The organism is Rhizobium sp. RSm-3, from assembly GCF_001854685.1.
GTDB classification, from domain to species: Bacteria; Pseudomonadota; Alphaproteobacteria; order Rhizobiales; family Rhizobiaceae; genus Rhizobium; species Rhizobium ecuadorense.
The window spans coordinates 1-23,837 of record NZ_MAWZ01000006.1 but is presented as its reverse complement, the minus strand read 5'-3'; the positions used below and the strand labels follow the sequence as shown (position 1 = coordinate 23,837).

Below are 23,837 nucleotides of genomic sequence, written 5' to 3'. Positions count from 1 at the left end.
GGTTTATGCGATGCTGATGCTCATAATTGTCGGATTCGCCTTCTTGTCGGCATATTCCGCAAGCGCCGCCCTGCCGAAAGGGTTCGGCTACTCCCTTTTGGCGTGCCTGATATCTGTCGCGGTCGTTTGCGCGGCGACTGCCGGCGGGGCGCTCGTGATCTGGAATGTCAATCCCTACGGATCTGGCGCGGACGCGGGCGCCTACATCACCGCGGCCGCCAAGCAAGCGCCGGGCGGTGTCGCCGTGGCGCTTTTTTTCGTTTGGCGATACCGCCGGAAATTCCACCCAAAGACTACTTTCGCGACAGGATGAAATCCACATACGCCGTCGATACCTCTTGTTGGCTTGGCTTTCGACCCAACTTGGATTCAAGGTAAGTCGACAGCTTAAGGCGGATATCGATCGGCACATCTTCATATTTCACGACGGGCTCAGCCGTAGAATTGTCCGGCCGATTCCCCGCCTCAAACATGAAGCCATCTTTCGTGCTGCTCCAGGCGTTGCCGAAAACGGAGCCGGGCGTCTTGATCACGATCGGCAAGAGCAGACGATTAATCATCTGCTGGATCTCGGGCTGCGTTGGGGGCTTATCCTTATTGAGGCGCTTGAACGACTGCATTTCCTCGACAAGGGAATTCTGGAAGATCGCAATGCGGCGGGCCGCGTCTTCGCGATCCGATCCTTTCTTTCCGGTTGTGGTCAGCCCCACGGCTTCAAGCTGCTGCGAAGCCTGGGAGAACGCCGTATTGACGTTCATGCCGTCCTCTTTTGCCTTGCGCTCATCGGTCAAGGCATTCGTTTGCAGGCCGGTTAGCTCCTTGATTGCCTCCTTGCTAAGGCGGTCGCGGTATTCGTTCAGATCGACGCCCGAAAACTCAGTCGGGCTTGTCGCAGCTTGACGGCGCATCTGGTAAAGTAACGTTTCGTCGCTATCGACATCGCGACCCTTGGCGGCCGTCTCAAGATAGCTCCAGGCCGATGACACGGCAGACATGCCGGCCTGCTGGCGGATCTCCATCGGGACTTCATCCGGCGTTTTCCCCTGATCCACATAGTTCCAAAGCTGCGCCCTTGCCGAATTTGTGTTTGCTTCTTCGGCCTTCGACCGCATTTCGATCGCGGCATAAAGACGCTTGCGGGTGAGTTCGCGAATGCGCGGGTTGCTGATTCCGGACAGCGTGGTTTCAATGTCATCGTAGGATGGCATAGAGGCCCGAACCGAAACCCCGGCAGAGCGCTGGACAGCAGTTGAGCCGCGAACTGATACCGGTTGTGTATGCCACGGCTCATAGTCCATCGGGAAATAGATGCCGTATTTGCTGGCGTTTTGGTGCACCCAATCAATGACTTCTTGCGGCGCATTGCCAGGTTTCAGGAGTTGACCGTTCCACCCAAAATCAACAGCCTCGCCATCCTCATGCTTCGATCCCTTCGCAATGGAGCCGTCCGGTTTCGTGTACCCGGCCGGGAACGCAACCGTTCGCCCGGTCTTGTCCGAGTCCTCGAATAGTTCAACTTGCCGCTCGTGCGTCCGCGTGCCGGACACAATGCCTAAGCCTTTGCGGACCTCAGGCGGCGCGTCTTGAATCATCGCGGCGAGATTGGTTGCAAAGCTTTCGTTCAAGCCGGCGATGTGCTCGGGACCGTGGCCCGCCGCCAACTTGCTCAACAAAAACGATCTCGCCCGCGTCGGGCCTGGGCGGTCGATTGCGGGGCCGCCAGCGGCAGCGACCTCGCCGACGATGTCGCCGGGCAAGTCGGAAACCTTGCGGGAACCCGCCAGCACATCGTCCGCGTACTTCTGAGACTCGGCGTTCTCCAGTTCGGTTTGCAGCGAGTTTTTCAGTTCGTATTGGTCAGATCCGGACAGCCGTTCGGAGTTGGCCTTCATATACTTATCGGCCGCAAGAGGATCATCCTGGGCCATTCGCAACACGATATTCTTCGTGACGCCGGAAATGAACTGCTGCTTTTTCAGCTCGAAAGAGGCGCTATCCCATCCAAGCATATGTGCTTGCTGCTGGAGTTCCGCGACGCCTGAAGCGATACTTTGATTGACCTTGGAGGGGTCGCCAAAGCCGGCCAGCGCATCGTTGGCGAATGTCTCGACACGAGCATTGGACGTGTTGTTGAACCATGACTTTCGCTCGCGCGCACTGTGCTGAATCGAGCTTTCAAGCAAGCTGCTCATTCTCGCTTGCGAGGCGTCATTGTAATGCTTTGCTGCTCCTGGAGCGAGGCCGTTGCCGAACTCGGTTCGCTTTTGGTCGGCTTGCTTTTCGAAATCGGCGCGGCCGTCGATAGCGGCGCGGCCCTCAAGGTTCATAAATCCGTTCTCGCCATACATGGCGTTGCGCGACCACTCAGCATAGCGGTTGTCGGCATCCTTGGCCGCGTTCACGTCGTCAAGCTCCTGAACGCGCAAAGCGGCGTCGGCGGCAGCGCCCAGGCCGTTCGCTGCCGACTGCATGCCGCGACCGATGGAAGCGCCGAAAGCGTCGGCGTCGGCGCGGACGTTATACCCTTCCGTATATTCGGGGCGAAGCGCAACGCGCTGCTGAGTGTCTTGATAAAGCGGAACCGTAGGCATTAAACCCTCACCTAATATAACCCATGCCGGATGCAGAAGAGTAAGCCTTGCTGGCGCCGCCCAAGACCGTGCCGACCGCGTCTAGATATCCGCCCTTTAGCGCAGCGTCGCCGCGCATCCGGTCAAGCGTAGCGTTGGCGCGCTGGTTTGCGCCCTGTACCTTGTTGGCATAGGCTTCGCGGTACGAGTTGGTGCGGATATTCAGGGCATCAATTTCGCCCATTTCGGCCGTGTCAACGATGGTGTCGAGCGGCGAACCGAACGACAGATCCACGCCGTTTGCAGCCATGGCGGCGCGCTGACGGCCCTCAAGCTGCGCCGTCTGGAAACGCTTCTGCTGCTCTTCCTGCTTGCCGCGCTCGATTGAATCACGCGCCTGCCGATCGGAAATCTTCGCATTCATTTCGGCGACCTGGGCGTTATAGTCGCTCGCCTTCTTCGTCGCTTGGGCTTGCTGCACGGTCCCGACCGCGCCGAGTAGCGTAGAGCCGAGCGTCAAAGCAATTCCTAGATCACACATCGGCCGCCCCCATTTCGAAAAGCCGGAACTGATACCCGCGGAATTCGACCGGATCGAGCAGCCGAAAACCCAGCCACTCAAGCCAACGAACAGAAACCTCATTGCGGACATCGACAAAGTTTCGAAGCACTGAATAGCGCTGCAAAAGTTGAGCGGGCCAACTGCTGGAGATGCGGAGGAACGCCCGGAAGTTCTCCTCAACGGCATCCGTCCCGAGGAGCCAGGGAGCGCCGACGCCGGCTAGAATGTTGATATCGCCAATGCCCCACATGACCTCAGGTCGGCCGTCGAAAAACGCCGTCCAACAATGCGAGGACTTGCGATAGGAATAGGTCATGGCGGCGGCCGGCGATCGGCCCGACGCCGCAAACACTTCTTCACGGTCTGCCTTGCGCATGCGGTCGGCGATCGGGCGAATATGCGAGGCCTTAGCCGGAACGATTTTGATATCAACGGCCAAGGGACACGTCCGGCATAATCGCGAGGATGGTCATGGGCAACGGGTCGAATTGCTTCACCCACATGCTGCCGGTGGTATTCCAATCCCACATAGGAGTAATCGAGACATCGCCGGTATGCAGGCCGATGGCTTCGTTCCAATCTTCGCCGCTACGCTGCTTGTACTCGACCAGATTTGGGCTATCGCGGTCGCCATCCTTTGCGCCGATGAAAATCCCTCGCGTATCCTCCATGCGCAAGGTCACTTCGCTGACTGACTTCGTTCGCCCCTGGACTGTGCCGAGACCCTGGACGGTCCCGAGATCCAAAGCGAGAGTCTGAATTCCCGCTGTCATCGGCAAACCGACATGAACGATAGAACCGGCATTGGGCAAGGTCACGGAACCGCCGGACACGGTCATATTCCGAACCACGTTGCCGTCAGAGAGGGCGGCAACCTGCTGTCCCTCCAGATGGGAAAGACCGCTGATGGTCGCTGCCGGCGCACCGCTGTATGTCAGGCCGCAATCCACAAAGAACGCATCGGCGACGGTATCGAATGCGCGGCTATGCAGGCGCTCGATATAGCGCTTGACCTGTCCGCCGATCGTGCGCCGCACGACGAAATAGGGAACGTCTTCACCGTTCTCTTCAATGCACGTCACGTCTTCAAAATAGGCGTCATTGTCCGGCCCGCTTTCGTGGCGCGTCCAGGCCCACACGTCCTGCTCTTTCATGTAGGTGAGGGAGGCAAGCGACCCGTCATCGAGAACAACCCAAACCACGGAGTCGGGAGCCTGGGCAAAATCCCAGGCTTTGATTTCCTTGCCAACAAAAAGATGACGGGCAAGGATTGTCAGGTCTTTGCCGACATAGCTATCTTGCGTGTAGTCGTACGAGAAGTCACGAACGACGCCGCCTTGGCGCTGGGCAAACAGGACCGTATTCCCAACAACGATCGGCTGCACCTTGGCGGCGCCGCGGTAGCCTTGATTGTCGAGCTTGATTGCGGACGGCGAAATTGAGTCCGACGTTGAGCCGCCCGTAACGATCCATTCGGATCCAGAGGTTAGCAGCAGCAGGCCGCGAACCGAGATCATCGAGCGAATTTCGTTGACCTGTCTGGCACGAATGCGGAAGGTCACCGCGTCGCTTGCCTTTGCCGGCGACGACACGCCGAAATTCTCGTAGTTCGCACTTTGGCTTAGCCATACCGCCTGCGGATCGTTGAGGGTCGAAGCGAAGGCAAGGCGCTGCTCGATGAACGTCACGCACCGCGGGTAATTCCCGGCGGCATTGAAAGGGTTTCGGCCAGTTTGAGGCGTATCCGACAGATCGGGCGTAATGTTCTCATCATCGAACGTGAGGCCCGTTGTCCCGCCGATGTAACCGTATATGCCGTTATCCTCACGGTAGATAATATACCGGACGGCGCCAGTTACCGCAGCGAAAGCAACGCGGTTTTTGCCGCCCTGAATTGCCAGATCGTTGACGACGCTGCCGGAGTTGGACGGGAGGCTTTCTTCTCCGCTGTCAGCGACCGACGAAACCTTGTATCGGTATGTCGTCGCCACATATCCAGGTTGCCCGTTGGTATCGCCGGGCTTCGTGACGGTCGGCGTGCCGGCCGGCGGATTGATCAGGGGCAAGAAAGTGACGGCCGTCAGCGTCCAATTGTTGTCGGCGAGGCGCCCCAGCTTCCTCACCGGGTGGTTGACGTGGCAGAGATACAGCACGTCAGCCTCTTGGACAAAGACGATATCTTGCGCCTCTGCATCCGAATAAGTCGTGACGACTTCATATGGACTGCCGCCGGATAGTACCAAGCCACCGTCACGAAACACGCGGATATAGTGATTGCCGAACTCCAAAATATAGGTCTGTTCGGTGTTGAACTGGAATTTGACGAGCCGGGTGAGTTTGTCGCTACTCTTTACCTCATGGACAAACTCAGTACCGGCCCGATTGGACACGCCGCCATGCGGGTGCACAAATACGTTAACAGCGTCTCGCAAGCCGCTGCCATATTTCGTCAGATCGACGCGAGCCCAAAGGGCCGGCGATAGTTCCCCGGCAGTGAACGAGGGCTGATAAGCGCGGTAATCAGCCATGATCGCGCACCGCCACAAACTCGCTTTCAACGTCGTCGTAACGCGCAGCAACCTGTCCCGCGTCGGCGGCCTCGGCCTCAACCTGGGTTGATTTCGCGACGGCCAGAGCGTCAGCGCGAACCTTAGGATCGCGCGTCAGCGGCATGGCGATGCGCGCGGCCAAGTGCCAGGAAAGCGCATCAATGAAGAGCGGGGAGAACTTCGTGGGGTCGGTGAGCCGGAAGGTGTACCGAAGAAGGCAGGGCGACAGGTTGCAATAGAGCTTGTCGCCCTCGATCTCGTAGGGGGATTGAAATTCGCTCCTGAGATCGAAGCGCACACAATCGTCAGCGGGGTCGGCGACATACTGCCGCCTGATCCACCGGATCTGAAGGCAATCAGTCGGCCGGGTGTAAGCGTATTTCCAGGCGCCCGGCTTGTCGTTCGTGACTTCAGCGAGCGACGCCGATTTTCCTGCTGCCGACCAATGGAACGACTGCAGAAGCCTATCGCGGGAAATCACATAGAACTGATTGCAAGCGCGGGCTTCCGCGCTTGCCTCAGTCAAATCGCTGATATTCTGCTTGCCTACATTGGAGAGAGCAAGGTTGCAGATCGAGACAACCGAAGCCATGGAACAACCTCCTGAGTTGTTCCATGGGTACGAGGCGAACGGTTGTCGGCATGAACTACGCTGGCCTAAGCGGCCGGATAGAATTTAGACTTTTCGGATTGAGGGATGCGGCTCACGGTTCGCAAGACGTGGTAGAGCGCGGGGTGAATGAAGTCGGCCGCCGTGTAAGCATGACCCATCAGCATGGCGTTATCCTGTACGTTTGTCGCCAGGACTTCAGCAACCCTGAAATCTGCCGTGCCGTCCCCGTAGTCGGTTTTCTTCTCGACAAGCGTGCGGTTTGTAAACAGACCGGGCGAATACTCAAACATGACGCGCGCGCCTTGCAACACCGTCGTCGGCAGTCGCATAGTGTCCCATGTCGTCACGCCGTCCTGATTGCCGGGATGACCGACCACGTTTCCAAGAGGGAAGGTTTCGGCACCCGGCGGTTTGGTCGGATCTGTGTCCGACATGAAAGCCGGAAACGCATCAATGGTTTTATTGTAGACAGCGCTCGCCAGGACGATGGCATTTGCAGACGCCAGCGTTGCCCCCCATTGCGTCGCCACGGTATAAGCAGCCACGGTGCGACCGCTATCTGTAGAGCCTACGGTAGGCCAGATGGTCACGCCGACAATATGCGTGCCGGCTCCATAACGACCGCGCACACGCGTACCGGGAAGAGCCGTTTTGGCCGCGGCCCATGTCGCTGCCGTCGCGTTCACATCGTTGCGGCCCGACCAGTCAAGAACGAACGTCCAGATATTCTTGCCGCTGTTGTAGGTGGTGGCGATGGCGTCGATCATCACCCAGCGCTTGAGGGCATTGGTCGCCAACTCTTGCGCCGACTTGGAGCCCGGAACGCCCATGACGATAGGGATAAGGCTGCCTTGCACCGGGTCGCGTTGATCGAGCCAGCGCCGGCCGATACCCATATTGCGTCGCGCATCCGCAGATGCTGCAATCTCTTGACGCTCAAGCAAGCTGTCGGCCAAGACGAGGGGAACCGGCCGGCCGTCCCAGCCCTTGGCAAGAACCATGCACGGACCGTAGGCCATTTGTTGCGAATTGGTGGCGTTGCCGGTCGTGTTGTAAAGCGCGTCACTGTCGAGCGCCGCCGTTGATGGCCCGTTTGCTGCCGCCAGGGCACGAATGGACGCAAGGTCGGCCGCCCCCCAATATTTCTCCCCGCGGTGGCGCTGACAACGATAGGCAGCGCAAAAGGCATTGCCAACGGCGCCGTGGTAAACCGTGCGAATGCCGAATATCGACCACGCCGGCAAGGCCGCGGGAAGCGTAACTTGGCCGTAAACAATGCCAGTCGCCGCCGTGACAGTCGCCGCCGCGTTGCCGCCAAACAAGATCGGGGATTCCGTTCCGTCCGGATGGATGAAAAAAGCTTCATCAATCAGCATGTCGGTAGCGGGAGACTGAGTTTCTTGGGGCGCGTTGCCGCCTTCCGTTAGCTGGAAACCAACGAACGGGACAAGAAAATCATTGGTCGGATAATCAGGTGAACCAAAGTAAAGTTTGGAGCACTGATAGTTCAGCCCGGTCTGGTAGGTCCACGGCGTTGCTGTGCTTCCCGATGGCCAACGCGTGCCAGTGGCGGCCGGCATGTACCTATCCGGGTCCGGTGTCCATGCGGGGCGTGAGCTGCTGCCGCTGACAGGCGCAACTTGCGCCCCGTTGTACATCGTCCGGTTATCCGTGATAATCACGGCGCCGAGAACGACTTGCTCGTTATAAATGACTTCACCGCCCGTCAGCACCTCGACGCCGAGCACGCGGCGCATATCGGTGAACATCACTCCGGCCGCGGCTTCGCGAATGCCTATCACGCGCTGGCCATTGTGCATCGTGGTTCCGTCCGGCACGATGTGGACGCCAAGCACGCGCTGTTGGTTGTAGATCTCTGCCATGGTTGCCTATTCGGAAAGGGAGAAAAGAGAAGGGCGGCACGATGGCCGCCCTATTGTCTGTGTCTGGCCTATCAGTCGGTGACGGGCTGCGGCGCCTGGGCGCCGGGCAAGAGCCAGTCCGGGGCGGGACCGCCAAGCGCTTCCTGGACGCCGTTGCCGGCCAGCTTGGGCGCCGGGGTGCGCTTCTCGACTTCCGCGGAAATGATCGCGTCCGCGCCCTTGGCGTTGGCGACGGCCTGCCCGGAAAGTGCCTTGGCGAGCGCCTTTCGGTCGGCGGCCGCCAGTTCTTCCCACGCTTCGGGGATTTCGACGGAACCGGCAGGAATGGAGGGCTTGGAGCCGCCAACCGAGCCGTCGCCGTCATGGTCGCCCTTGCCGCCGAAGACGGACGCGGGATCGACACGAACCCACTTCGGGCGCTTCTTTTTGTCATCCCAGATATCGTCGGGAACCGAGAAGGGTTCTCCGGCTTCGCGAATGGTGCCGCCGAAATAGCCTTTGGTGTTGGCGATAACTTCAGCCATTCGACTGGTTCCCCATGGTTACGCCGGCAGTGATCTTGCCGGTCGTGGGCGCTGTGCCCGTGACGGTATAGTTGAGGCGAACGTACTTTTCGTCCGTGCCTCGCGGCACCCATTCGGGCAGCAAGACCTTGCCGGCCGTGAGGTTTGCCAGGAGCACCGTTTGCGTCCAGACGGTTTTCGCCGAGGTGAATCCCGAATTGTCGTCGGTCTGGAGTTCGATGGTGAGCGATGTGAGGTTGTTGAAGCTTTCAACGACCTGGAGCCGGAACGGGATCGGCTTTCCCTTGCCGATGTCGCGAACGACGCCAGACGCGATCGGGCCGAGGTCGAGCGTGTTGCTGGATGCCGCCGTTGCCGTGATCGCCTGGGCATTGGAGAGCATGCTTTGATTGTCGAAAATCACGAGGTTTTCCTTTGCTGAAAGAGCCTTCCCGCCGCCGTGAATGGCGACGGGGTGTTTTGGATGGCGATTAGATGGCGATGGACGGAACCGCCGCTTCCGTGTTCAGAAGCGAGTCGGCGATGCGGATCGGCATGTTGCGGTAGGTGGTGACTTCCTCGCCCTCAACATTCGCCGTCTTCAGGCTGACAGTGTTCGCGCGAGCCGCGGTAAGGCCGCGGTCGGTGGACTGCTCTTCCAGAATCTCCATAACCTGACGGTTCATGTAGCAGACCGTGCGGCCGCCCTTGGCGTTCACGCCGTAGGTGGTAAACAGGCGGTAGTAGGCCTGCCGCATCAGCTTCCAGAGATCCACGTTGCCGGCGAGCATGTCGGACACGTCGATGTTGGCGATACGGGCATTGTACCGGTAGTCCTTGACGAATGCGCCGGTATGCCATTCGAACGCCGTCACCTTCGCGTAGAAGGTATCACCGTTGTCATCCTTGACCGGCTCTTCGCCCTTGTCCATGACCTCGACGCCGGCCTTGGTGCCTTCGGGATAGAGAAGCGAAGTCGCGTGATCGGCCCAGGTGACGAACCAGATCGACGTATTGTCGCTGCCGCTGCCGCCGCCGTGAATGACCTGATTGGCCGCGTTCGGCCGGGTCGGGTCGGGAACGTTGGTGTTGTAGGCGCTGAAACGCGGAGACAGGCCCTTGAACTTTTCGGGCGACGTGTCGGTGTTGTGGTAGAAAATGCCGGTCGCCATTTCCTGATTCATCGCTTCCAGGAACGGCGCGCTGTCTACCAGGCGCTGCTTGGCCGGATCGGGCGCGAGTTTCAGCAGGCGGGTGTCGATTTCCGAACGCGCTTCCAGGAAGCCCGTCGTATCGTCCACCTGCTGCATCGTGCTCTTCGACTTCTGCACGCCCTTGTAGAGGCGGCCCCAGCTTGCGGTAGGCAGGCCGGTGCGGATCGAGTGACGATGAATGCCCTTCAGATTGCACTGTGTTGCAATCGCATCCTTGAGGACGGGGTTGTTCTGCGCGAGCAGTTCGAGAACAATGCCCTCGGCAGACGCCTTATGGGCGTCGATGAGGGTAGGCACGCTACTACCAATGATAGCCATAGTTTATTTGCCCTTCGGGGTGTCGTTGGGGAACAGGACGTGCGCGGGATCGGCCTTCCTGCCGTCGCCGCCTGCACCGCCTGCCGGGGGGTTATCCTCCTGGATCATCGATCCGACTTTTGCGAAAATGCGAATGAGTTCGGGGTGATTGCCGCCGCCGCTGGCGTTGAGATATTCCTTCAACGCGGGCGTCCCGAGCTTGGAGAGGGCAAGATGGGCGGCGCTCACGCTGCCATCCCATTTCGTGCCGCCGATCTCCGAATCTTTCTTTGCGTCGTCGGCCCAGCCCTGGACGCGGTTTGCCCAGCCTTCGGCCGATGCCTTGCCGCGAGCGGTCTGAACCTCAATGAACTTGTCTGCGAGCTGCTGCGCCTGCCGTGTGGTCAAGCCCAGATCCTTGAAATTGGAGCCGAGCGCATCGACCAATTCCTTATCCAGCTCGACGCCTTCGGGCATCGTCAGCGCGTACTTGCCGTCATCGGGCACGGTATCGAGCGGATCGGCTTCCTTCTTGCCGTCGCCTTCCTTCGGCTTCGTGGCGTCATGCGCGGCCTTGAGAGTCGCGTTTTCTTCCGCGCTCTTGGAGGGGTCGGCTTCGTATTCCTTCCAGTCGGCACCGGGCTGCGCCGTGACTTCATCGCCTTTGCCGGCGCCGGCATCGGTCCCGGCAGGCTGCTGGGTTTCGGTCGGAAACAGAACGGATTCGGGAGTGGTCGGAACTTCGGAGCCGGCGCCACCACCGGAACCGAGGCCATCCGCGGCCAGTAGAAAAGCGGCGGTCGATACCAGCCAGCTATGCCTATGCCTCAACATCATGCTCTTCACCTTCTTGGCGTTTGGCTAGGCTCGCGGCCATTGCCAAATCGGTTGATTTCAAATCGGCGATGGCGATGAGCAGGGCCGGGTAGAAACGAGGATCGACGGTATCGAGCATTTCGATGAGCCGTCGCCCCGCCGATTGCCGGCCGAGCACGTAGTTCGTTGCGTTCGTCGCATCCCCCGAAAAGGCGTCTTGGTAAATCGCGGCTTGTTCCAGCATCCAGAACAGCACGCGCTTGCCTGCCGAGAGGGCGAAGACTTCGCGAAACGCCTTCGTGATTTCTTCACGTTCGACGGTATGCAGGGCGGATAGTTGTCCGTTAAAATCGTCCATCATCATCCAATCCCGAGTTGCTGAAGGAGGGCGCTACCGCTGGGGTTCTGATTGGCGCTGGCGAGCAGTTCGGCCGCCTGGGCGCCTTGGTTGAGAGCCGGCGCCATCGTGGCTGCCATCTCAGCGCTTTGCGCCTGCTGCATCTGCTGCGCCCGAGACGCGCGGAGTTCCTTGACCTTGTCGTCAGCGCGAATGAGGGACGGCGGGGCGCCGATCGCATCCATGTACAAGTCAATCGCTTCGTCGCGGTCGAGCTTGTCGAGTGCTTCAGGATCAGCGCCGGCCAACTGACCAATGAAGGCAACGCCGCGCTCAATCGTGCCGGTGGATACAGCTTGCTGCGCCTGGGCGAGCGTCGAGATATATTCGACCTTCAGCTCTTGCCCGCGAAGCTCACGCGGCGGTGGCGGCAGTTCGTCGCGGGCCGCGAGAATGTCAAAGGTGCGATCGATGGTCGGGCCGAGCTGATCGCCGAAGACGTTTTCCAGGACCGGGCCGAGCTGCAAGAGCTTTTCTTCATCGCGCTTGGTAAGCTCAAGCTGGTTGCGCGGCTGCACGCCTTCCATGTTGGTGATAGCGAAGAACAGATCCGCGAAGAAAAACCGCTGGACGCGCTCCTGCACTTCGCCGATGTCCTCGCGGAGATCGGATAGGTTCAAGCGCACTTCCATTGCCGGCCGATAGCCCATCCGGTTCGGATCATCGACATAGGTGATGCTGCCCGGCAGGAGGGAAGCCGGATGATTTTTCATCGACGTTGGCCCGGTCATCGGTGGGCGCAACTGCTTATCGAGCGCTTCAAGCTTCCGCTTCTGCTCAAGCTGCAGCATCTTGATATCCCCAAGCGCCTTTTGACCGGGCGACAACGCATAGTGATTGTCGTCGGAAAGCTCCCAGGACGGCGCAATGATCGGGTTGCCGTCGAAGCCGCTTTCCTCAAGCAACTGGCTGTTTTCTTCATCCATCCAGTAGTTCGAGAGAAACGGCTTATTGCGCTTGTCGATCTTGTCGGGGTCGCGATCGTAACGCGGCTCGATAGCGTGATAGATATCGAAGCATTCGCCATACTTCGAAGTGTCGTAAAGCTGGCGGACGCGGTTCGGAACCTTGTTGTATCCGAAGCGCTCAACTATGCGCTGCACGCTCCAACGGAATACGCGGTAAAGCGTCGTCGCCCGGCCCTTATAGTCGCGAGCGATCCAGAACCGGCCGTGAACGAGCTGCTGCACCCGGATCACGGTATCTCTGTCTTCGACCAGGATAGCGCACGATTGGCCGAACTGCCCGAGATCTCCATAGCCGATATGGAAGGCGCGATAGATGTTCGAAGCCGCGAAGACTTCGCGCATCTTGTCTTGCACGGCAGCGAGATAGACCTTGACCGCATCGACCTTCTTAAGACCGGCGTCGAACGTCGTCAGCCGAAACCAGGGGCGGGCGGGCGACGTGAGGCCCGAATGCATCCCTGATTTCAGCGTGTCGTAAGCATGCGTGCCCGTGCCGTCGATGATCTTCGCCCGAGAGCGCGGACCTTCCGGCGTGGACGAAAGGCGAAGGCGCGTCGGCTCGATATATTCGGCCAGCGTGCACCATTCCGCCTCCCATGGCTGGCGGATCTTCTTCAGCTCTTCCAGCCGGCGACGGTGATAGGTGATTTGCGTCTCGTTTAAGAGCCGAAGATTATCCATGAACTATTGCCCCAGGAGCGTTTTCTTGTCAGCGGCGGCGGCGGTCAGTGCCGGGCCGCCGCCAGATGTGAGGATTGTCGAGCCGCCGAGCGCAGTTCCGGCGTTCTGCCTGGACGTTCCTGTCTGTCTGCTGGCTTGACGGCCGGCCGGCGCCAGAGCCGGAGCGGCGGCCGCGGATGAAGCCGCGGGCTCATTGACCATCTTGCTACGGACTGCGCTGGCAAATTCCGGGTTTCCATTCTTGTCACCCATCCCCGCCATCGCAGAGTAGAAGCCGTTTTGACGCTGCAAGGTGCACATGGCTTAGGCTCCAAGCAGCGTCTTCTTGTCCCCGGTCAGCGTGGGCGACGAGGTCGGGGCAAGCGCACCTGTTCCGGTCGGCGACGTGAGAACGGTATTCGTGGCGCCCTTGGCCTTGTCGGTCGCGCGACGGGCGGCCGTACCTTCGGCGGCGGCATAGTCGGGCGTCTTCTGCTGCGCATACTCGACGGGCGGCGTGACTTCAGCGGTTGACGTTTTCGGAGAAGAGAACATGCACATTGGCGGGTTATCCCAGGATGATGAGGACGATCAGGAGGAGGAGCGCGGCGGCAACGGTCACGCCATAAACAACGGCGCTCAGAAAGCTGCGAAGGGCGCCGGCCGGAAGCTGGTCAACGATGACGGAGAGTCCGACAGGCAGGGCGGAAAGCAGCGCAAGCCGCATAAGCCCGAGCCTGATGCACATCAGGAAGAGCATGAGGCAGAACCAGCGGCCGTTGGTCGCGATGTTCTGATGAAGGGCGATCTTGACCGACTGCGAGTCAGTCGAAAGCCTGCAGGTCGGCTGTCTGTCGTCGTACATTTGGCGGCGCTCCATTCGTCCGGTTGAGTGCTTGCGAGCACCGTTGCGGACGAATGGTTGTTGCTGTGAAATCGCGTCAGCCGGTGAGCGGGTCGTACTCGACTTCAACATGGTGCGGCGAGATCGTGCCGAGCGCACCGATAGCGCGGACCTTCTTGGCGACCGGTTCGGCGAACGTCAGGGCGAGCGCGTCGCCACGGTTCGGCGATGGAATGCCGCGCTCTTTCATGTCCTCTTTGCTTTCGAGTTGGATCTTGCCGTCAAGCTTCGGCACGGTTTCCGGCCCGATCAGGTCTTGATAAAGGACTTCATCCTTCGGATCGATGGCGCCGCCGGCCTTGAGCCATGCCTTCATCGTGCCCCACATTTCGGCGCGCTTGTTCACATAGCCTGGGTTGATGGCCTTGCCGCTAAACCAGATGAGGCGCCACGATCGGCCCATGACTTGGCCGGCCGAATAGATGCCCGTTCCATAGCCCGCGTCGATGAAGACTGCATCCGCCTGATACTCGTCTTCAAGCCGGGCGATAATGTTTGCAACGTGCACGTCGTTATCGTTCTTCGCCATCGTGGCGAGCGACTTCGAATAGAGGCCTTGCCGCAGCATGATTTCAAGGCTGTCGTCGCCAGTCCATGCCGGATCAACCGAGATGATGACGGGCGCGAAGCTGTATTGCTCTTTGCGAAGGTGGACTTTCTGAGACGCGTCCACGTCGTCGGCGCTGATAAACTGCATGGCTGATTGACTCGGGAATTGGCCGCGGACACGAACCTTGACGATATCGCTATCTTCGCCGTTGTCGTCTACGAGCTGTTGCAGGAAGGTCTTGTTGGTGCCGGGCACGGTTCGGCTGTCTATCTGCCGGCCGGCCCAACGATGGCGGAACTTGCGGAAGCACTCGCGAAAGCGGCCGCTGTTGCGCGTCGGGTTGCCGAAGACAACCCAGATGATCACCGTGTTTTCGTCGGTAAGCGCGCCTTCGGCCACTTCCCAGACTTTGTCATGGATCTTCGACGCTTCATCGAAGAGCAAGAGGATGATCTTGCCCTTGTTGTGAAGGCCGGCGAAGGCTTCGGTATTGTGCTCGCTCCAGGGAATGAAGTCCTGCCGCCAGCTTTCGCCGCGCTCCGGATCTCGCGACTTGATCGACATGGTTTGCACGTCGAACCAATGCGACGTGATCGACATGCGGAACCACTTGCCGATTTCCGGCGCCGTCTTCGTCCTAAGCTGGCCTTCAGTGTTCGCCGTGGTGACGATCTTGCAATCCGCAAAGCAGGACATGGCCCAATTGGACAGCATGCCCATCTCTGCCGACTTGCCGATACCATGGCCCGAGGCGACGGAGACGCGGAGCGGCTGATAGCGCGTCTCGGGATTTGCGAGATGGGCGCCGATGATATCGTTGATATCGTCCTGCCAGGGGCGCGGCCCGTCGTATTCGGACAGCTCGCCCACGCCCCAATCCCAGGCGACGCGCGACCACCGCTTAGGCGAATACCGGCAGGAGGCTGCAAGGTCGATCAGCGCGTTTTCATTAAAGTTTGGCGTTGCGGCCATGGCGCCTAAGCTTCCTCGCTATCGAGACGCTTTTGCGCACGTTCCAGGCGATCGGCGAGGGCGTTCAATCCCTTCAGCTCGACAGTCTCTTGGAAGGCGTTCACCTTCACATGCTTGCCGATCAGTTCCAGGCGCCGCGTTCGGTCTACGAGCTTGAGCTTCTTGACGTGGCCGATAATCTTCCGGCCTTCGCCTTCCTCGCCATCAGCGTAGAGCGCTTCAATGTCTACGCCGGCAACCAGCCCTTGCCGCCAGATCAACGGCCAATCCTCAACGGGCAGCAAATCGCCGTCATCGTCATACAGATCGGCCATATCGGCGTCGGCTTCATCAGCGAGGCGCTTAAGCACCCAATCCGCGTCAACCTGAGTGCGTTCTGAGCGGGCGAGCTTGGCGGCTTCAATTGCAGCTATAATCTCAGGTTTTCTCAGCAATTCATAAGCTGCTTGATGCGCCGTATGCTTCCTAAATCCCGCGCGAATTGCGGCCTGAGTTCCATTCAAATCAATAAGATACTGCTCAACAAACCGAGCCTGTTTAGCGGTCAAATTAGCGGTGAAATCGTCCATAGCCCTAACGCCTCTATTTCGGCGATAAATACCGGCCCGATGGTTGTTGCGATGAACGTTGCTATTGATGCGCCAATTGGTGAGGGCTTGGTGACGCACAAATGCTGCTATTTCATACCTAAGCCTTTGAAAGTGTTTAAGTGACGCACTGAGGCCTAAAAAACTCTCATATATAGAAAGCATCATTGAGAGGCATATAAATGCCAGGATACCGACCATTTTTAATTTGTTACAGGTTTTTATAGGGAAAGTGCATCACTTAAACACAATCAAAGACTTAGCCTATAGAATAGGAGCATATTCCTACACTAGCCCTCACTAATCAGTGAAAATTCCGCTGGAAATAGTTGTTGCGTGGTGTATTGTGATTGTTGCGATTATAGCAACGAGGATCAACATGGAGATGCGAGTTTTGGTTGCGTGCGAGTTCTCAGGAACCGTTCGCAGAGCATTCACGGCACGGGGGCATGACGCATGGTCTTGCGATCTTATCCCGGCCGAAGATCGGAGCAATAAGCATATTATCGGCGACGCCCGCGACATCCTTCATGATGGGTGGGATTTGCTGATCGTGGCGCATCCACCGTGCACGCGGCTTTGCAATAGCGGGATATCGTGGCTCAGCACGCCGCCGAAGGGCAAGACGATCGAACAGATGTGGCGCGAGCTTGATGCCGCGGCCGACCTGTTTTCGGCATTCTGGAATGCGCCTATCGATCGCATCTGCATTGAGAACCCGGTGATGCATCGGCACGCCAAGGCGCGGATTGATGGCTATGCCCCGCCGGCGCAAACAGTGGCGCCATGGCAGTTCGGAGAACCGCTGCAGAAGAAGATTTGCTTGTGGCTGAAGAACCTTCCGGCCCTTGAGCCCACAAAGATAGTCCCGCTTCCCGAGCCTGAATACTGCATCCGCCGTTCGGGGCCGCGGGCGGGCGAGCCGTACCGATACTACTTCCACCAAGGCAAATCCGGCCACGAACGATCCCGCTTCTTTGCTGGTATCGCGGAAGCGATGGCCGACCAGTGGGGCGAGCTTCCGGCCCAGGGCGATCTATTCATGAGGAGGGCGGCGGTATGACGGCAAGCGAAAGGAAACCGATAATCGCCGTATGGTTTTCGTGCGGAGCAGCCAGCGCCGTGGCCGCAAAGCTAACGCTCGAACAGTACAAAAGCAGCCACGATGTGCGCATTCTCAATAATCCAGTGAAAGAGGAAGGTCCCGACAATCGCCGGTTTCTCGCCGACGTGTCGAACTGGCTGGAGCATCCAATTGAAAGCGTCGTAAACCCGGAGTGGCCGACTTCCAGCGCACACGACGTTTGGGAGGCCGAGCGCTTTATGTCCGGCATACACGGCGCCGCCTGCACGCGTGGTCTGAAGAAGCAGGCCCGGCAACACTGGGAGAAGCAGCACCACGCCGAATGGCATGTGCTTGGGTTCACCGCCGATGAAAAGAAGCGGTTTGATCGGTTCGTTCTCACTGAGAGATCGAATGTGCTGCCTATCCTGATCGACGCCGGCATAACCAAAGAGAAATGCATTCAGATCCTTGTTGATGCCTCCATCCGATTGCCCCAGGCGTATCTTGATGGCTTCAACAACGCCAATTGCAGAGGTTGCGTGAAGGCCGAAAGCCCGACCTATTGGAACCTCACGCGTAATGTGTACCCGGATACCTTCGCCGAGCGGGCGGCACTATCGCGGGCGCTGGGTGTGAAGCTGGTTCGCGTTAAGCGCAAGCGCATCTTCCTGGACGAGCTTGCGCCGGACGCCAAGGGCCGGCCCATGAAAAGTCTTGTGTCTCCTGAGTGCGGAATCTTCTGCGAGGAGAAACCATGACTAAGAAGCCAACCCCCACGCAAAAGAAGATCCTCGAAAACGCCGCCGGCATCCGCACCCACTACCCGAAAAACCGATCGGAGTCCGGCGGCTGGAGCGGCGCCAATCTCGTCTGCCGTCGCAACGGATGGACGGATTTCAGCGGGAACATCACCAACGCGGGCCGCGCTGCCATTGGCCTGCCGCCCATCTCAGTGAAGGAGTAAAGCCTTGACCGACAATCCCCAACAGGCGGTTGAAACCGTCATCACTCTTCTGCATGCGACCGGCGCCGTCCGGCCGCTGACATCAGCAGAGATCATCATAATATCTGAAGCCGCCGTTGCTGCCATGCAGACGGAGGGCGGATCTGGCGTGATAATTGCCGAGATGGCATCGGCGATGACCGGCAGATTCACGAAAGTAGAGAAGCCGGCGGCGAAGCCAACTGAAGGCCGAGTCTGGCTTTGCGCCGCTCCTCCCGGCGAGTGGTCGAGCGGCCGCATAGAAACCAACGACGACATGGTGCAGATTTGGCGGGATCGCGGGTACGCCTGCACCGCCTATTATTCTGCGCCCAAGCCAACCCCGAAGGAATGGCGCTGCTTCCACTGCGACGATGTATTCACCGACAAGCGCCAAGCCGCGCTGCACTTCGGCTGCGATGAAACGAGCGAGCCGGCATGCAAGATCAAGGCCGGCGCCGAGGGCAGCATGCTTGAGGCACTGCGCCGGGCCGAGGCGGAAGCGCAAACGGCGATATCGGCGATGCACAACGAGAGCACTGAGGGATGGAACGCCTATTACAATATCGTCACCCGCGCCAGCCAACAGGCCGAGGCGGCCGAGAACCTTGGATATGAACGCGGCCTGCAGGACGGCCGGACGGATCCGCCGCAGGGCTGGCAGCTCGTGCCCGAGTACATCACCGAAGATATGCGGGACGCCTTGACGCAAATCCCCGTCGAGTACGGCTCCACTCTCCGCGACAACGCCACGGACATTTACAACACGCTGCTTTCGGCGGCACCGCGCTTAGAAGACGGCAATCAGGGGGAAGAGCTATGACCGACCACAACAGAGAAACTTTCGAACAGTTCATTTTCGCTCAGCCCTTCTATGCCCACCGCGCCGACGAAGACGACATTCTAGAGCGCGACCAGGACGGCGGGTATCTTGATTCTTGCGTGCACGGCGCTTGGCTGGCCTGGAATGCTCACGGCACCTTGCCGGTCAGATCCTCGCCCGACGTGGACGCCGTGCGCTGGGGCGGCAAGGTCATTATCTGCCACCCAGGCATGCCGCCGCATGTCTGGGACGGTGAGCGCATGATGCGCGTGGCGGTTTCCGCCGGCACCAACAGGGAGGAGCGAGCCAATGTCTGATTGCCGCTCTTGCAAGCACAACACCTATCAGAACATCGCCGGCTGCGACTTTGTGAGTTGCGGTCACCCGGTCACTATGGCGAAGACGCCGAAGCCTGAGCCGGGCGACCCGGCATGGGTTGACGCGATGACGGCCGACATGCGTATTTCGCAGATGGAGAGCTATAGCATGCTCGACTGCGCAGCCTGGGAGGCACGCTCTTGAGCCTGCATCGCAACATCAACGCCAAGCACCTTATCCAGAGCAACGCAACAGTCGCCGCCGCCATATGCGGTTCACTTCGGGGCGCGGACGGTCGGATATATACGGTCTACCTTCGCCCAGGCGACAAGCGGAAGCTTCAGCGCTTCCAGAGCGTTGACGCTTTCGCGCAAGCCTTCGTTGAAGGTTCGCTTTTCGATCCTCCGACCTATTGCGATCCTTATTGAGAATTGTTGCGTATCGCAACACTTTGTTGTTGACCGGCTTATATAAGCCGGTCTATGTTGTTTTTATCACAACAACGCAACGGAGTTTTGCAAGTGGCAACAGTACTCACCTTGGAAGCATATCAAGGCTTCATTTCCGGCAAGAATGATTGCCCGTATATCGCAACAAGCCCGGCCGCCATTGCTTGGCATCTCGGCCAGCATCTCGCATCCAAGGGCGAATTGAGCCCCACTCCTGATGCGCCTCTTAGCGATCGGAACCGCATCGCTGTCACGGCCGGCCGCGGCGATACCCTGAATGTTCGTGGATACAAGGATGCGCTCATTGATCGCTATCGCTGGTATCCCGACAACTCATTCAGCCGCCTGCTGTCTTGACGCGGTTGGGCGAGGGCCTTCGGGCCTTCTGCCAACCGCATCAAAGGAGACGCAGGCCATGAACAAAGAACGCCGCAAGGAAATCGCAAGAGCCGCCGCCATGATCGAAGAAGCAAAATCGATCCTGGAAACCTGCCGCGACGAAGAGCAGGACTACTACTACGACAACATGCCCGAGAGCTTCCAGAACGGCGACAAGGGCGACGTGGCGCAGGTCGCGATTGATGGGCTGGACGAGGTGATAAGCAGCCTGGAAGATGTCGTATCGAGCGTCAACGACGTGACTTCAGCCTAGCCGGCTTCGGCATCCGGCGCTTTCGCGCGTCTGTAGTGTTGCGATTTCTGTTGAGATCGCAACGGTCGCGCATCGCCGGATATCGAAACCGACAAGGAGGCAGCGCAATGAAACTGAATAATTTCAAAGTCGAGATGCATACCAACGAGCTGTTTTTCGCCACCTGGGAAGAGGGCGATTTCCGCTTTCATGTGTGGCTGGACGTGAACGGCGAACTGGTCAACGGCACACTCTACAAGAACCCGCCGATCAGCATCCCGTTTGAAGCCGAGGGCTGGTTTGAAACCCGCTACCTTGACGCCCACAATAAGACCAATTCGCCGATCATCGCCGAGGTCAAGAAGCGCATCGCCGATCGCGGCTTGATCGAGCGCGCCCGCCTGGACAAGCAGGCGGCGGACTATATGCGGCAGGTTGAGCGTGAAGCGCGCGAGATCCGGAACTATCGCGAGGCATTCATTGCGGCGGCGCTCGCCCTTGGGCAGGCAGGCACGGCGGACGAAGGGCATTTCTCCCTGCATCTCGCCCAGGGCGTCGGCAACCTCTCCAATGAGGCCATCCAGGCGTTCGGCCGCACCTTCATCGCCGAAATCAAGGCGCGCAGCGAATGAGCCGCGCCCTCATCAACATCGTCGGCGCCATTGTCGCCGCCGGCCTCATGACCTTTTCGGCGATCCAGTACAACGCCCAGGTCATTCGCGAAGACAAAATCAATCAGGAGATCGCACGCCGATGACCAATGTTTCCGTTCGCTACCACTTCGAAGAATTGAAGCTCCCCGAATTCGGCGAGGGCGCGCTTTTCTACGGCTTCGCCGACCTCGCTCCCAATGGCGACGAAATCGAGACTTTTCAGGTCGATGACATCAAGCTTGGGGACGCGTGGCTTGACCGTCCGCCCCACGATTGCGGTGGCTCGTTCTCGGCAAAGATCTTCCGCGCAATCCGGGAAGTTCTCTACGACGACAAGACGACGGACGGCCAGCATGCCGCCCTCGAATGGGCCGACGCCGTCGAGAAGATGACCGCGAAAGAGGCCGCATAATCCATGGCAAGCATTTACGCATCGGTCGCGCTCATTCGAAGGAATGGCGCGATCGTCTTTAAGCCGCCACGCAAAGAGCGCCCCACGGACGGCACCCAGGCCCGCAAGGCGGCACAACGCTTCTGGGCCGGATCTCTCGCAGCCGGCGATGTTCTCGAAAAGGTCATTCTCGTTCGCGAATACAACGGCCGCCTCGAAATCTCCGAGCGGCCGCGGAACGGTAGGAAAGAAAACCCATGGGTTCGCTTCTGCCGGGATGTCGAGAATGAGGATTCCGAGCCTCATATCAGCGCATGTATCAAAGAATTGGGAATAAAATCCCATTCCAGCTTGATCACCCCCCCTGACATACTCATTATTAACGGCGTTACCTACCGAAGGGATTTGTAAATGCGTGCTTGCCCGCTCAAGAAGAGCGAAGTTGAAATCATCCAGGCGCTCGCCAACGGCCGGCAGCTCAAGCAGATCGCCAGGGAAACCGGAGCGCCGATCAGCACCATTCACAGCTCCATGCAGCGCGTCCGCGAACGGATCGGCGCAGGCGATACGACTGCCTCGCTTGTCGCCCACGCCATGCGCAAGGGATGGATTCAGTGAACGAAATCCCCGAGGAGCTTTTACCTCTCGTCAGGGCCGCGCAGCTTTCCGCCGGCTTCGACACAGAGAAGGCCATTGCCAAAGCAATCCTGACAGAGCGCGAGGAATGGCAGAGCGCCGTAGAGGCCGCGATAGACCCGGCAGTTGAGGCAGAGCGGGTGCGTTGCGCCGATCTTGTCGACAACTGGCGGGCGGGCCTGAGAGGCAGTGAATATCTCAACCGCAGCATAGGGCTCTTGGTAGCCCAGATAAGGACCGGCGCGTAAATGTTCGAACTTACCCTTAATCCGAACGGGCTTCCCCACGGCGGGGATTGGGAGAACCTGGAGCGCTGGCGGCGCACCATGGAAAGGGCAGTGAACGAAACGATGCGGGAGCTTCTAACTACCGCAACATTTGGCATGAGCCACCCCGAGATCCTGGAGGAGGGCAAGCCGCTCGACCCAGACGATTTCGAGCTAGTGGCGCTTCGGCAGGATCTGCACGCGGCGGCAAAGGTCGCCGACGCGGCGCTTAAGGCGATGCCGGATTATTCCACGATCGAAGAAGAGGCGGCCGCGATCGAAGCGATTTTGAAGGCCGGCGAGGAGATCGCAACCAAGATGTTCGCCATGAAACCGAACACGCTTGGCGGCATCGACGCCAAGGCACGCGCCGGCAATTGGCTGGCAGGAAACTATATCGGCACATACCTTAAGGAGGCCGCCCGATGAATACGACTTTCCTTCTCATGGCGCAGTACAACGGCGCAGCCGTCATCCCCCTGGAGACGGTTTGCCGCGACTATTTCCAGCATCTAACCCCGCTCCAGTTCACGCGGAAGGCGGATGACGGCAGTCTTGATATTCCTCTTCTCCGCATCGAGAGTAGCCAGAAGGGCGCGCGCGGCATACATATCAACGACCTCGCCGCGTGGATTGACGTGCGCCGGGAGGCCGCCCGCAAGGAATGCGACCAACTTCACGGCAGGAGATAAGGGGCCGCAGTGACCAATGTCAAAGGCAAACAATATCTCGTCTTCGCAGGAGATAGCTATTACGCTGCCGGCGGATGGAATGATTTCGTTATGGCTTCAGACGACGCACAGGAAGCCATCAAGCGGGCCGAGCAGGAGGTTGCATGCCCGCCACCGCCCGGGGAGAATCCCGATGGGCTCACGTAATCGATACCGCGGTGGGGCTCCCTGTGTGGGAGAAGGGATTTTCCCATGGCGGCTGATTATTCCGAATTTCTCCGCATGCCGAGGCGCGACAACAGCGCATATCTTGAAGCCGGCCGCCGTTTTCGAGAAGCTGTTGCCCAGGCGGAAGCCGAGATAGGCGCCCAGGTGACGGCACACAGTGAATGGACACGAGACGAGGCCGGCGCTTACATTATGACGACGGTAATCAAGCCGGCGGCGGGAGAGTGCACCATGAGCAAAGAACAGCGGGCCCTGAAACTGTTTCGCGGTTTCTCAAAAGCCGTCTGGGAAAAGCGCTTCCAGGATGCAGGATGGCCGGCAGAGGCCGCCGACTACATGGCGCTGTGGCTGACCATCGGCGGCAATGATCCGCCGCCGCCGGACTTCGCTGAAATCGCGGCAGCGGTTGAGAAGCGCCAGGAATAGCCCGACACTGCCAACACTAAAGGCCCGAGCGGAAACGCTTCGGGCCTTTTTCTTTGCCGGCATTCAGGCAAGGGCCTTATAACAAATTTGTAACATGCAACGACTTACTGCGATTAAATATCTGAAATATATGTGATAATTTCGAAAGTATGCCCCATCGATCATCGGGGCGACCGCGAATTTTCTACCCTTGTAACTCATTGCTTTTCCGTAGTTTTGTTGTTTTCGTTGTTGAGTTTATGTTGCGATCTG

37 protein-coding genes are annotated in these 23,837 nt (G+C 59.1%); 20 read left to right on the top strand and 17 right to left on the bottom strand.

All coding sequences use genetic code 11. The features are described 5' to 3' along the window. Positions 1-10: 10 nt before the first annotated feature. Complete coding sequence (locus BBJ66_RS08590) at positions 11-313, top strand: hypothetical protein (RefSeq protein WP_128146167.1); 303 nt, start codon at positions 11-13, stop codon at positions 311-313. Here the strand turns inward: BBJ66_RS08590 and BBJ66_RS08585 are convergent. The 17 genes from BBJ66_RS08585 to BBJ66_RS08505 form a co-directional block, all read right to left on the bottom strand. Further along, on the bottom strand, positions 294-2,591 hold the full coding sequence (locus tag BBJ66_RS08585) for a M15 family metallopeptidase (RefSeq protein WP_071086313.1): 2,298 nt from the start codon (positions 2,589-2,591) through the stop codon (positions 294-296). The genes BBJ66_RS08590 and BBJ66_RS08585 overlap by 20 nt on opposite strands. Positions 2,592-2,598: 7 nt before the next feature. Beyond that, positions 2,599-3,090, bottom strand: a complete 492-nt coding sequence (locus BBJ66_RS08580) for a virion core protein, T7 gp14 family (protein ID WP_244511635.1) — start codon at positions 3,088-3,090, stop codon at positions 2,599-2,601. A gap of 13 nt (positions 3,091-3,103) precedes the next feature. Continuing rightward, positions 3,104-3,571 (bottom strand): hypothetical protein, encoded by a 468-nt coding sequence (locus BBJ66_RS08575; protein WP_083335536.1) that lies wholly within the window; start codon positions 3,569-3,571, stop codon positions 3,104-3,106. Then, entirely contained in the window at positions 3,561-5,660 is a 2,100-nt protein-coding gene (locus BBJ66_RS08570; protein WP_071086308.1) for a hypothetical protein, read from the bottom strand. Before BBJ66_RS08570 ends, BBJ66_RS08575 begins: the two co-directional genes overlap by 11 nt. Next, positions 5,653-6,273 carry a hypothetical protein gene (locus BBJ66_RS08565; protein WP_071086305.1) on the bottom strand — a complete coding sequence of 207 codons (621 nt, stop codon included), beginning with the start codon at positions 6,271-6,273 and terminating at the stop codon, positions 5,653-5,655. The genes BBJ66_RS08570 and BBJ66_RS08565 overlap by 8 nt, the downstream gene beginning before the upstream one ends. A gap of 65 nt (positions 6,274-6,338) precedes the next feature. Beyond that, the gene (locus tag BBJ66_RS08560; RefSeq protein ID WP_244511634.1) at positions 6,339-8,177 is read right to left on the bottom strand and encodes a hypothetical protein; all 1,839 of its coding nucleotides are present in this window, start codon (positions 8,175-8,177) and stop codon (positions 6,339-6,341) included. A 71-nt stretch (positions 8,178-8,248) separates the two neighbouring features. After that, entirely contained in the window at positions 8,249-8,701 is a 453-nt protein-coding gene (locus BBJ66_RS08555; protein ID WP_071086303.1) for a hypothetical protein, read from the bottom strand. Then, positions 8,694-9,104, bottom strand: a complete 411-nt coding sequence (locus tag BBJ66_RS08550) for a Bbp16 family capsid cement protein (RefSeq protein WP_071086301.1) — start codon at positions 9,102-9,104, stop codon at positions 8,694-8,696. The genes BBJ66_RS08555 and BBJ66_RS08550 overlap by 8 nt, the downstream gene beginning before the upstream one ends. A gap of 67 nt (positions 9,105-9,171) precedes the next feature. Beyond that, the gene (locus tag BBJ66_RS08545) at positions 9,172-10,191 is read right to left on the bottom strand and encodes a major capsid protein (RefSeq protein WP_244511633.1); all 1,020 of its coding nucleotides are present in this window, start codon (positions 10,189-10,191) and stop codon (positions 9,172-9,174) included. 24 nt (positions 10,192-10,215) lie between these two features. After that, complete coding sequence (locus tag BBJ66_RS08540) at positions 10,216-11,028, bottom strand: hypothetical protein (protein ID WP_244511632.1); 813 nt, start codon at positions 11,026-11,028, stop codon at positions 10,216-10,218. Beyond that, a complete protein-coding gene (locus BBJ66_RS08535) occupies positions 11,012-11,368 on the bottom strand; it encodes a hypothetical protein (protein ID WP_244511631.1) in 357 nt (118 codons plus the stop codon). Before BBJ66_RS08535 ends, BBJ66_RS08540 begins: the two co-directional genes overlap by 17 nt. After that, positions 11,368-13,053, bottom strand: coding sequence for a portal protein (locus tag BBJ66_RS08530; RefSeq protein ID WP_071086292.1), 1,686 nt, complete (start codon positions 13,051-13,053; stop codon positions 11,368-11,370). Before BBJ66_RS08530 ends, BBJ66_RS08535 begins: the two co-directional genes overlap by 1 nt. A gap of 3 nt (positions 13,054-13,056) precedes the next feature. After that, the gene (locus BBJ66_RS08525) at positions 13,057-13,353 is read right to left on the bottom strand and encodes a hypothetical protein (protein WP_071086290.1); all 297 of its coding nucleotides are present in this window, start codon (positions 13,351-13,353) and stop codon (positions 13,057-13,059) included. Between the two features lie 3 nt (positions 13,354-13,356). Then, positions 13,357-13,593 (bottom strand): hypothetical protein, encoded by a 237-nt coding sequence (locus BBJ66_RS08520; RefSeq protein WP_071086288.1) that lies wholly within the window; start codon positions 13,591-13,593, stop codon positions 13,357-13,359. A gap of 7 nt (positions 13,594-13,600) precedes the next feature. Further along, complete coding sequence (locus BBJ66_RS08515; protein WP_071086286.1) at positions 13,601-13,897, bottom strand: hypothetical protein; 297 nt, start codon at positions 13,895-13,897, stop codon at positions 13,601-13,603. A 76-nt stretch (positions 13,898-13,973) separates the two neighbouring features. After that, a complete protein-coding gene (locus BBJ66_RS08510) occupies positions 13,974-15,458 on the bottom strand; it encodes a terminase (protein WP_071086283.1) in 1,485 nt (494 codons plus the stop codon). A gap of 5 nt (positions 15,459-15,463) precedes the next feature. Next, positions 15,464-16,027 carry a terminase small subunit gene (locus BBJ66_RS08505; protein ID WP_071086282.1) on the bottom strand — a complete coding sequence of 188 codons (564 nt, stop codon included), beginning with the start codon at positions 16,025-16,027 and terminating at the stop codon, positions 15,464-15,466. A 403-nt stretch (positions 16,028-16,430) separates the two neighbouring features. Between BBJ66_RS08505 and BBJ66_RS08500 the strand changes: the two genes are divergently transcribed. The 19 genes from BBJ66_RS08500 to BBJ66_RS08420 all read left to right on the top strand — a co-directional run bounded on the left by BBJ66_RS08500 (position 16,431) and on the right by BBJ66_RS08420 (position 23,585). Further along, positions 16,431-17,108 (top strand): hypothetical protein, encoded by a 678-nt coding sequence (locus BBJ66_RS08500; RefSeq protein ID WP_071086551.1) that lies wholly within the window; start codon positions 16,431-16,433, stop codon positions 17,106-17,108. Beyond that, a complete protein-coding gene (locus BBJ66_RS08495) occupies positions 17,105-17,869 on the top strand; it encodes a hypothetical protein (RefSeq protein ID WP_071086280.1) in 765 nt (254 codons plus the stop codon). Before BBJ66_RS08500 ends, BBJ66_RS08495 begins: the two co-directional genes overlap by 4 nt. Next, positions 17,866-18,075 (top strand): hypothetical protein, encoded by a 210-nt coding sequence (locus BBJ66_RS08490; protein WP_071086277.1) that lies wholly within the window; start codon positions 17,866-17,868, stop codon positions 18,073-18,075. The genes BBJ66_RS08495 and BBJ66_RS08490 overlap by 4 nt, the downstream gene beginning before the upstream one ends. Before the next feature lie 4 nt (positions 18,076-18,079). Next, positions 18,080-18,916, top strand: a complete 837-nt coding sequence (locus BBJ66_RS08485; RefSeq protein WP_071086274.1) for a hypothetical protein — start codon at positions 18,080-18,082, stop codon at positions 18,914-18,916. After that, positions 18,913-19,233: a hypothetical protein gene (locus tag BBJ66_RS08480; protein ID WP_071086272.1), complete on the top strand. Its 321-nt coding sequence runs from the start codon at positions 18,913-18,915 to the stop codon at positions 19,231-19,233. The genes BBJ66_RS08485 and BBJ66_RS08480 overlap by 4 nt, the downstream gene beginning before the upstream one ends. Continuing rightward, positions 19,226-19,438 (top strand): hypothetical protein, encoded by a 213-nt coding sequence (locus BBJ66_RS08475; protein WP_071086270.1) that lies wholly within the window; start codon positions 19,226-19,228, stop codon positions 19,436-19,438. Before BBJ66_RS08480 ends, BBJ66_RS08475 begins: the two co-directional genes overlap by 8 nt. Next, positions 19,435-19,662, top strand: coding sequence for a hypothetical protein (locus BBJ66_RS08470; protein WP_071086268.1), 228 nt, complete (start codon positions 19,435-19,437; stop codon positions 19,660-19,662). Before BBJ66_RS08475 ends, BBJ66_RS08470 begins: the two co-directional genes overlap by 4 nt. Before the next feature lie 93 nt (positions 19,663-19,755). Beyond that, positions 19,756-20,040 (top strand): hypothetical protein, encoded by a 285-nt coding sequence (locus BBJ66_RS08465; RefSeq protein WP_128146168.1) that lies wholly within the window; start codon positions 19,756-19,758, stop codon positions 20,038-20,040. A 58-nt stretch (positions 20,041-20,098) separates the two neighbouring features. Next, positions 20,099-20,335 carry a hypothetical protein gene (locus BBJ66_RS08460; protein ID WP_071086264.1) on the top strand — a complete coding sequence of 79 codons (237 nt, stop codon included), beginning with the start codon at positions 20,099-20,101 and terminating at the stop codon, positions 20,333-20,335. Between the two features lie 107 nt (positions 20,336-20,442). Continuing rightward, positions 20,443-20,946 carry a hypothetical protein gene (locus BBJ66_RS08455; protein WP_071086262.1) on the top strand — a complete coding sequence of 168 codons (504 nt, stop codon included), beginning with the start codon at positions 20,443-20,445 and terminating at the stop codon, positions 20,944-20,946. Then, complete coding sequence (locus BBJ66_RS35610; protein WP_274534069.1) at positions 20,943-21,071, top strand: hypothetical protein; 129 nt, start codon at positions 20,943-20,945, stop codon at positions 21,069-21,071. Before BBJ66_RS08455 ends, BBJ66_RS35610 begins: the two co-directional genes overlap by 4 nt. Further along, positions 21,068-21,379, top strand: coding sequence for a hypothetical protein (locus tag BBJ66_RS08450; RefSeq protein ID WP_071086260.1), 312 nt, complete (start codon positions 21,068-21,070; stop codon positions 21,377-21,379). The genes BBJ66_RS35610 and BBJ66_RS08450 overlap by 4 nt, the downstream gene beginning before the upstream one ends. A 3-nt stretch (positions 21,380-21,382) precedes the next feature. Further along, entirely contained in the window at positions 21,383-21,769 is a 387-nt protein-coding gene (locus BBJ66_RS08445) for a hypothetical protein (RefSeq protein WP_071086258.1), read from the top strand. Next, on the top strand, positions 21,770-21,976 hold the full coding sequence (locus BBJ66_RS08440; RefSeq protein WP_071086256.1) for a helix-turn-helix transcriptional regulator: 207 nt from the start codon (positions 21,770-21,772) through the stop codon (positions 21,974-21,976). It abuts the gene before it with no gap. Then, positions 21,973-22,242, top strand: coding sequence for a hypothetical protein (locus BBJ66_RS08435; RefSeq protein ID WP_071086254.1), 270 nt, complete (start codon positions 21,973-21,975; stop codon positions 22,240-22,242). Before BBJ66_RS08440 ends, BBJ66_RS08435 begins: the two co-directional genes overlap by 4 nt. Beyond that, positions 22,243-22,689 (top strand): hypothetical protein, encoded by a 447-nt coding sequence (locus BBJ66_RS08430; protein ID WP_128146169.1) that lies wholly within the window; start codon positions 22,243-22,245, stop codon positions 22,687-22,689. Continuing rightward, complete coding sequence (locus BBJ66_RS08425; protein WP_071086251.1) at positions 22,686-22,952, top strand: pyocin activator PrtN family protein; 267 nt, start codon at positions 22,686-22,688, stop codon at positions 22,950-22,952. Before BBJ66_RS08430 ends, BBJ66_RS08425 begins: the two co-directional genes overlap by 4 nt. A 9-nt stretch (positions 22,953-22,961) precedes the next feature. Continuing rightward, positions 22,962-23,138, top strand: coding sequence for a hypothetical protein (locus BBJ66_RS34730; protein ID WP_161492669.1), 177 nt, complete (start codon positions 22,962-22,964; stop codon positions 23,136-23,138). Positions 23,139-23,183: 45 nt separating this feature from the next. After that, a complete protein-coding gene (locus tag BBJ66_RS08420) occupies positions 23,184-23,585 on the top strand; it encodes a hypothetical protein (protein WP_071086249.1) in 402 nt (133 codons plus the stop codon). The last annotated feature ends 252 nt before the right edge of the window (positions 23,586-23,837 follow it).

Excerpts from the sequence above, each read along its gene's own strand:
- BBJ66_RS08590 (WP_128146167.1), top strand. The coding sequence starts at position 11 with ATGCTGATGCTCATAATTGTCGGATTCGCCTTCTTGTCGGCATATTCC.
- BBJ66_RS08585 (WP_071086313.1), bottom strand. The coding sequence starts at position 2,591 with ATGCCTACGGTTCCGCTTTATCAAGACACTCAGCAGCGCGTTGCGCTT.
- BBJ66_RS08570 (WP_071086308.1), bottom strand. The coding sequence starts at position 5,660 with ATGGCTGATTACCGCGCTTATCAGCCCTCGTTCACTGCCGGGGAACTA.
- BBJ66_RS08565 (WP_071086305.1), bottom strand. The coding sequence starts at position 6,273 with ATGGCTTCGGTTGTCTCGATCTGCAACCTTGCTCTCTCCAATGTAGGC.
- BBJ66_RS08560 (WP_244511634.1), bottom strand. The coding sequence starts at position 8,177 with ATGGCAGAGATCTACAACCAACAGCGCGTGCTTGGCGTCCACATCGTG.
- BBJ66_RS08555 (WP_071086303.1), bottom strand. The coding sequence starts at position 8,701 with ATGGCTGAAGTTATCGCCAACACCAAAGGCTATTTCGGCGGCACCATT.
- BBJ66_RS08540 (WP_244511632.1), bottom strand. The coding sequence starts at position 11,028 with ATGATGTTGAGGCATAGGCATAGCTGGCTGGTATCGACCGCCGCTTTT.
- BBJ66_RS08535 (WP_244511631.1), bottom strand. The coding sequence starts at position 11,368 with ATGATGGACGATTTTAACGGACAACTATCCGCCCTGCATACCGTCGAA.
- BBJ66_RS08530 (WP_071086292.1), bottom strand. The coding sequence starts at position 13,053 with ATGGATAATCTTCGGCTCTTAAACGAGACGCAAATCACCTATCACCGT.
- BBJ66_RS08525 (WP_071086290.1), bottom strand. The coding sequence starts at position 13,353 with ATGTGCACCTTGCAGCGTCAAAACGGCTTCTACTCTGCGATGGCGGGG.
- BBJ66_RS08520 (WP_071086288.1), bottom strand. The coding sequence starts at position 13,593 with ATGTGCATGTTCTCTTCTCCGAAAACGTCAACCGCTGAAGTCACGCCG.
- BBJ66_RS08515 (WP_071086286.1), bottom strand. The coding sequence starts at position 13,897 with ATGTACGACGACAGACAGCCGACCTGCAGGCTTTCGACTGACTCGCAG.
- BBJ66_RS08510 (WP_071086283.1), bottom strand. The coding sequence starts at position 15,458 with ATGGCCGCAACGCCAAACTTTAATGAAAACGCGCTGATCGACCTTGCA.
- BBJ66_RS08505 (WP_071086282.1), bottom strand. The coding sequence starts at position 16,027 with ATGGACGATTTCACCGCTAATTTGACCGCTAAACAGGCTCGGTTTGTT.
- BBJ66_RS08500 (WP_071086551.1), top strand. The coding sequence starts at position 16,431 with ATGCGAGTTTTGGTTGCGTGCGAGTTCTCAGGAACCGTTCGCAGAGCA.
- BBJ66_RS08495 (WP_071086280.1), top strand. The coding sequence starts at position 17,105 with ATGACGGCAAGCGAAAGGAAACCGATAATCGCCGTATGGTTTTCGTGC.
- BBJ66_RS08490 (WP_071086277.1), top strand. The coding sequence starts at position 17,866 with ATGACTAAGAAGCCAACCCCCACGCAAAAGAAGATCCTCGAAAACGCC.
- BBJ66_RS08480 (WP_071086272.1), top strand. The coding sequence starts at position 18,913 with ATGACCGACCACAACAGAGAAACTTTCGAACAGTTCATTTTCGCTCAG.
- BBJ66_RS08475 (WP_071086270.1), top strand. The coding sequence starts at position 19,226 with ATGTCTGATTGCCGCTCTTGCAAGCACAACACCTATCAGAACATCGCC.
- BBJ66_RS08460 (WP_071086264.1), top strand. The coding sequence starts at position 20,099 with ATGAACAAAGAACGCCGCAAGGAAATCGCAAGAGCCGCCGCCATGATC.
- BBJ66_RS08455 (WP_071086262.1), top strand. The coding sequence starts at position 20,443 with ATGAAACTGAATAATTTCAAAGTCGAGATGCATACCAACGAGCTGTTT.
- BBJ66_RS35610 (WP_274534069.1), top strand. The coding sequence starts at position 20,943 with ATGAGCCGCGCCCTCATCAACATCGTCGGCGCCATTGTCGCCGCCGGC.
- BBJ66_RS08450 (WP_071086260.1), top strand. The coding sequence starts at position 21,068 with ATGACCAATGTTTCCGTTCGCTACCACTTCGAAGAATTGAAGCTCCCC.
- BBJ66_RS08445 (WP_071086258.1), top strand. The coding sequence starts at position 21,383 with ATGGCAAGCATTTACGCATCGGTCGCGCTCATTCGAAGGAATGGCGCG.
- BBJ66_RS08440 (WP_071086256.1), top strand. The coding sequence starts at position 21,770 with ATGCGTGCTTGCCCGCTCAAGAAGAGCGAAGTTGAAATCATCCAGGCG.
- BBJ66_RS08430 (WP_128146169.1), top strand. The coding sequence starts at position 22,243 with ATGTTCGAACTTACCCTTAATCCGAACGGGCTTCCCCACGGCGGGGAT.
- BBJ66_RS08425 (WP_071086251.1), top strand. The coding sequence starts at position 22,686 with ATGAATACGACTTTCCTTCTCATGGCGCAGTACAACGGCGCAGCCGTC.
- BBJ66_RS08420 (WP_071086249.1), top strand. The coding sequence starts at position 23,184 with ATGGCGGCTGATTATTCCGAATTTCTCCGCATGCCGAGGCGCGACAAC.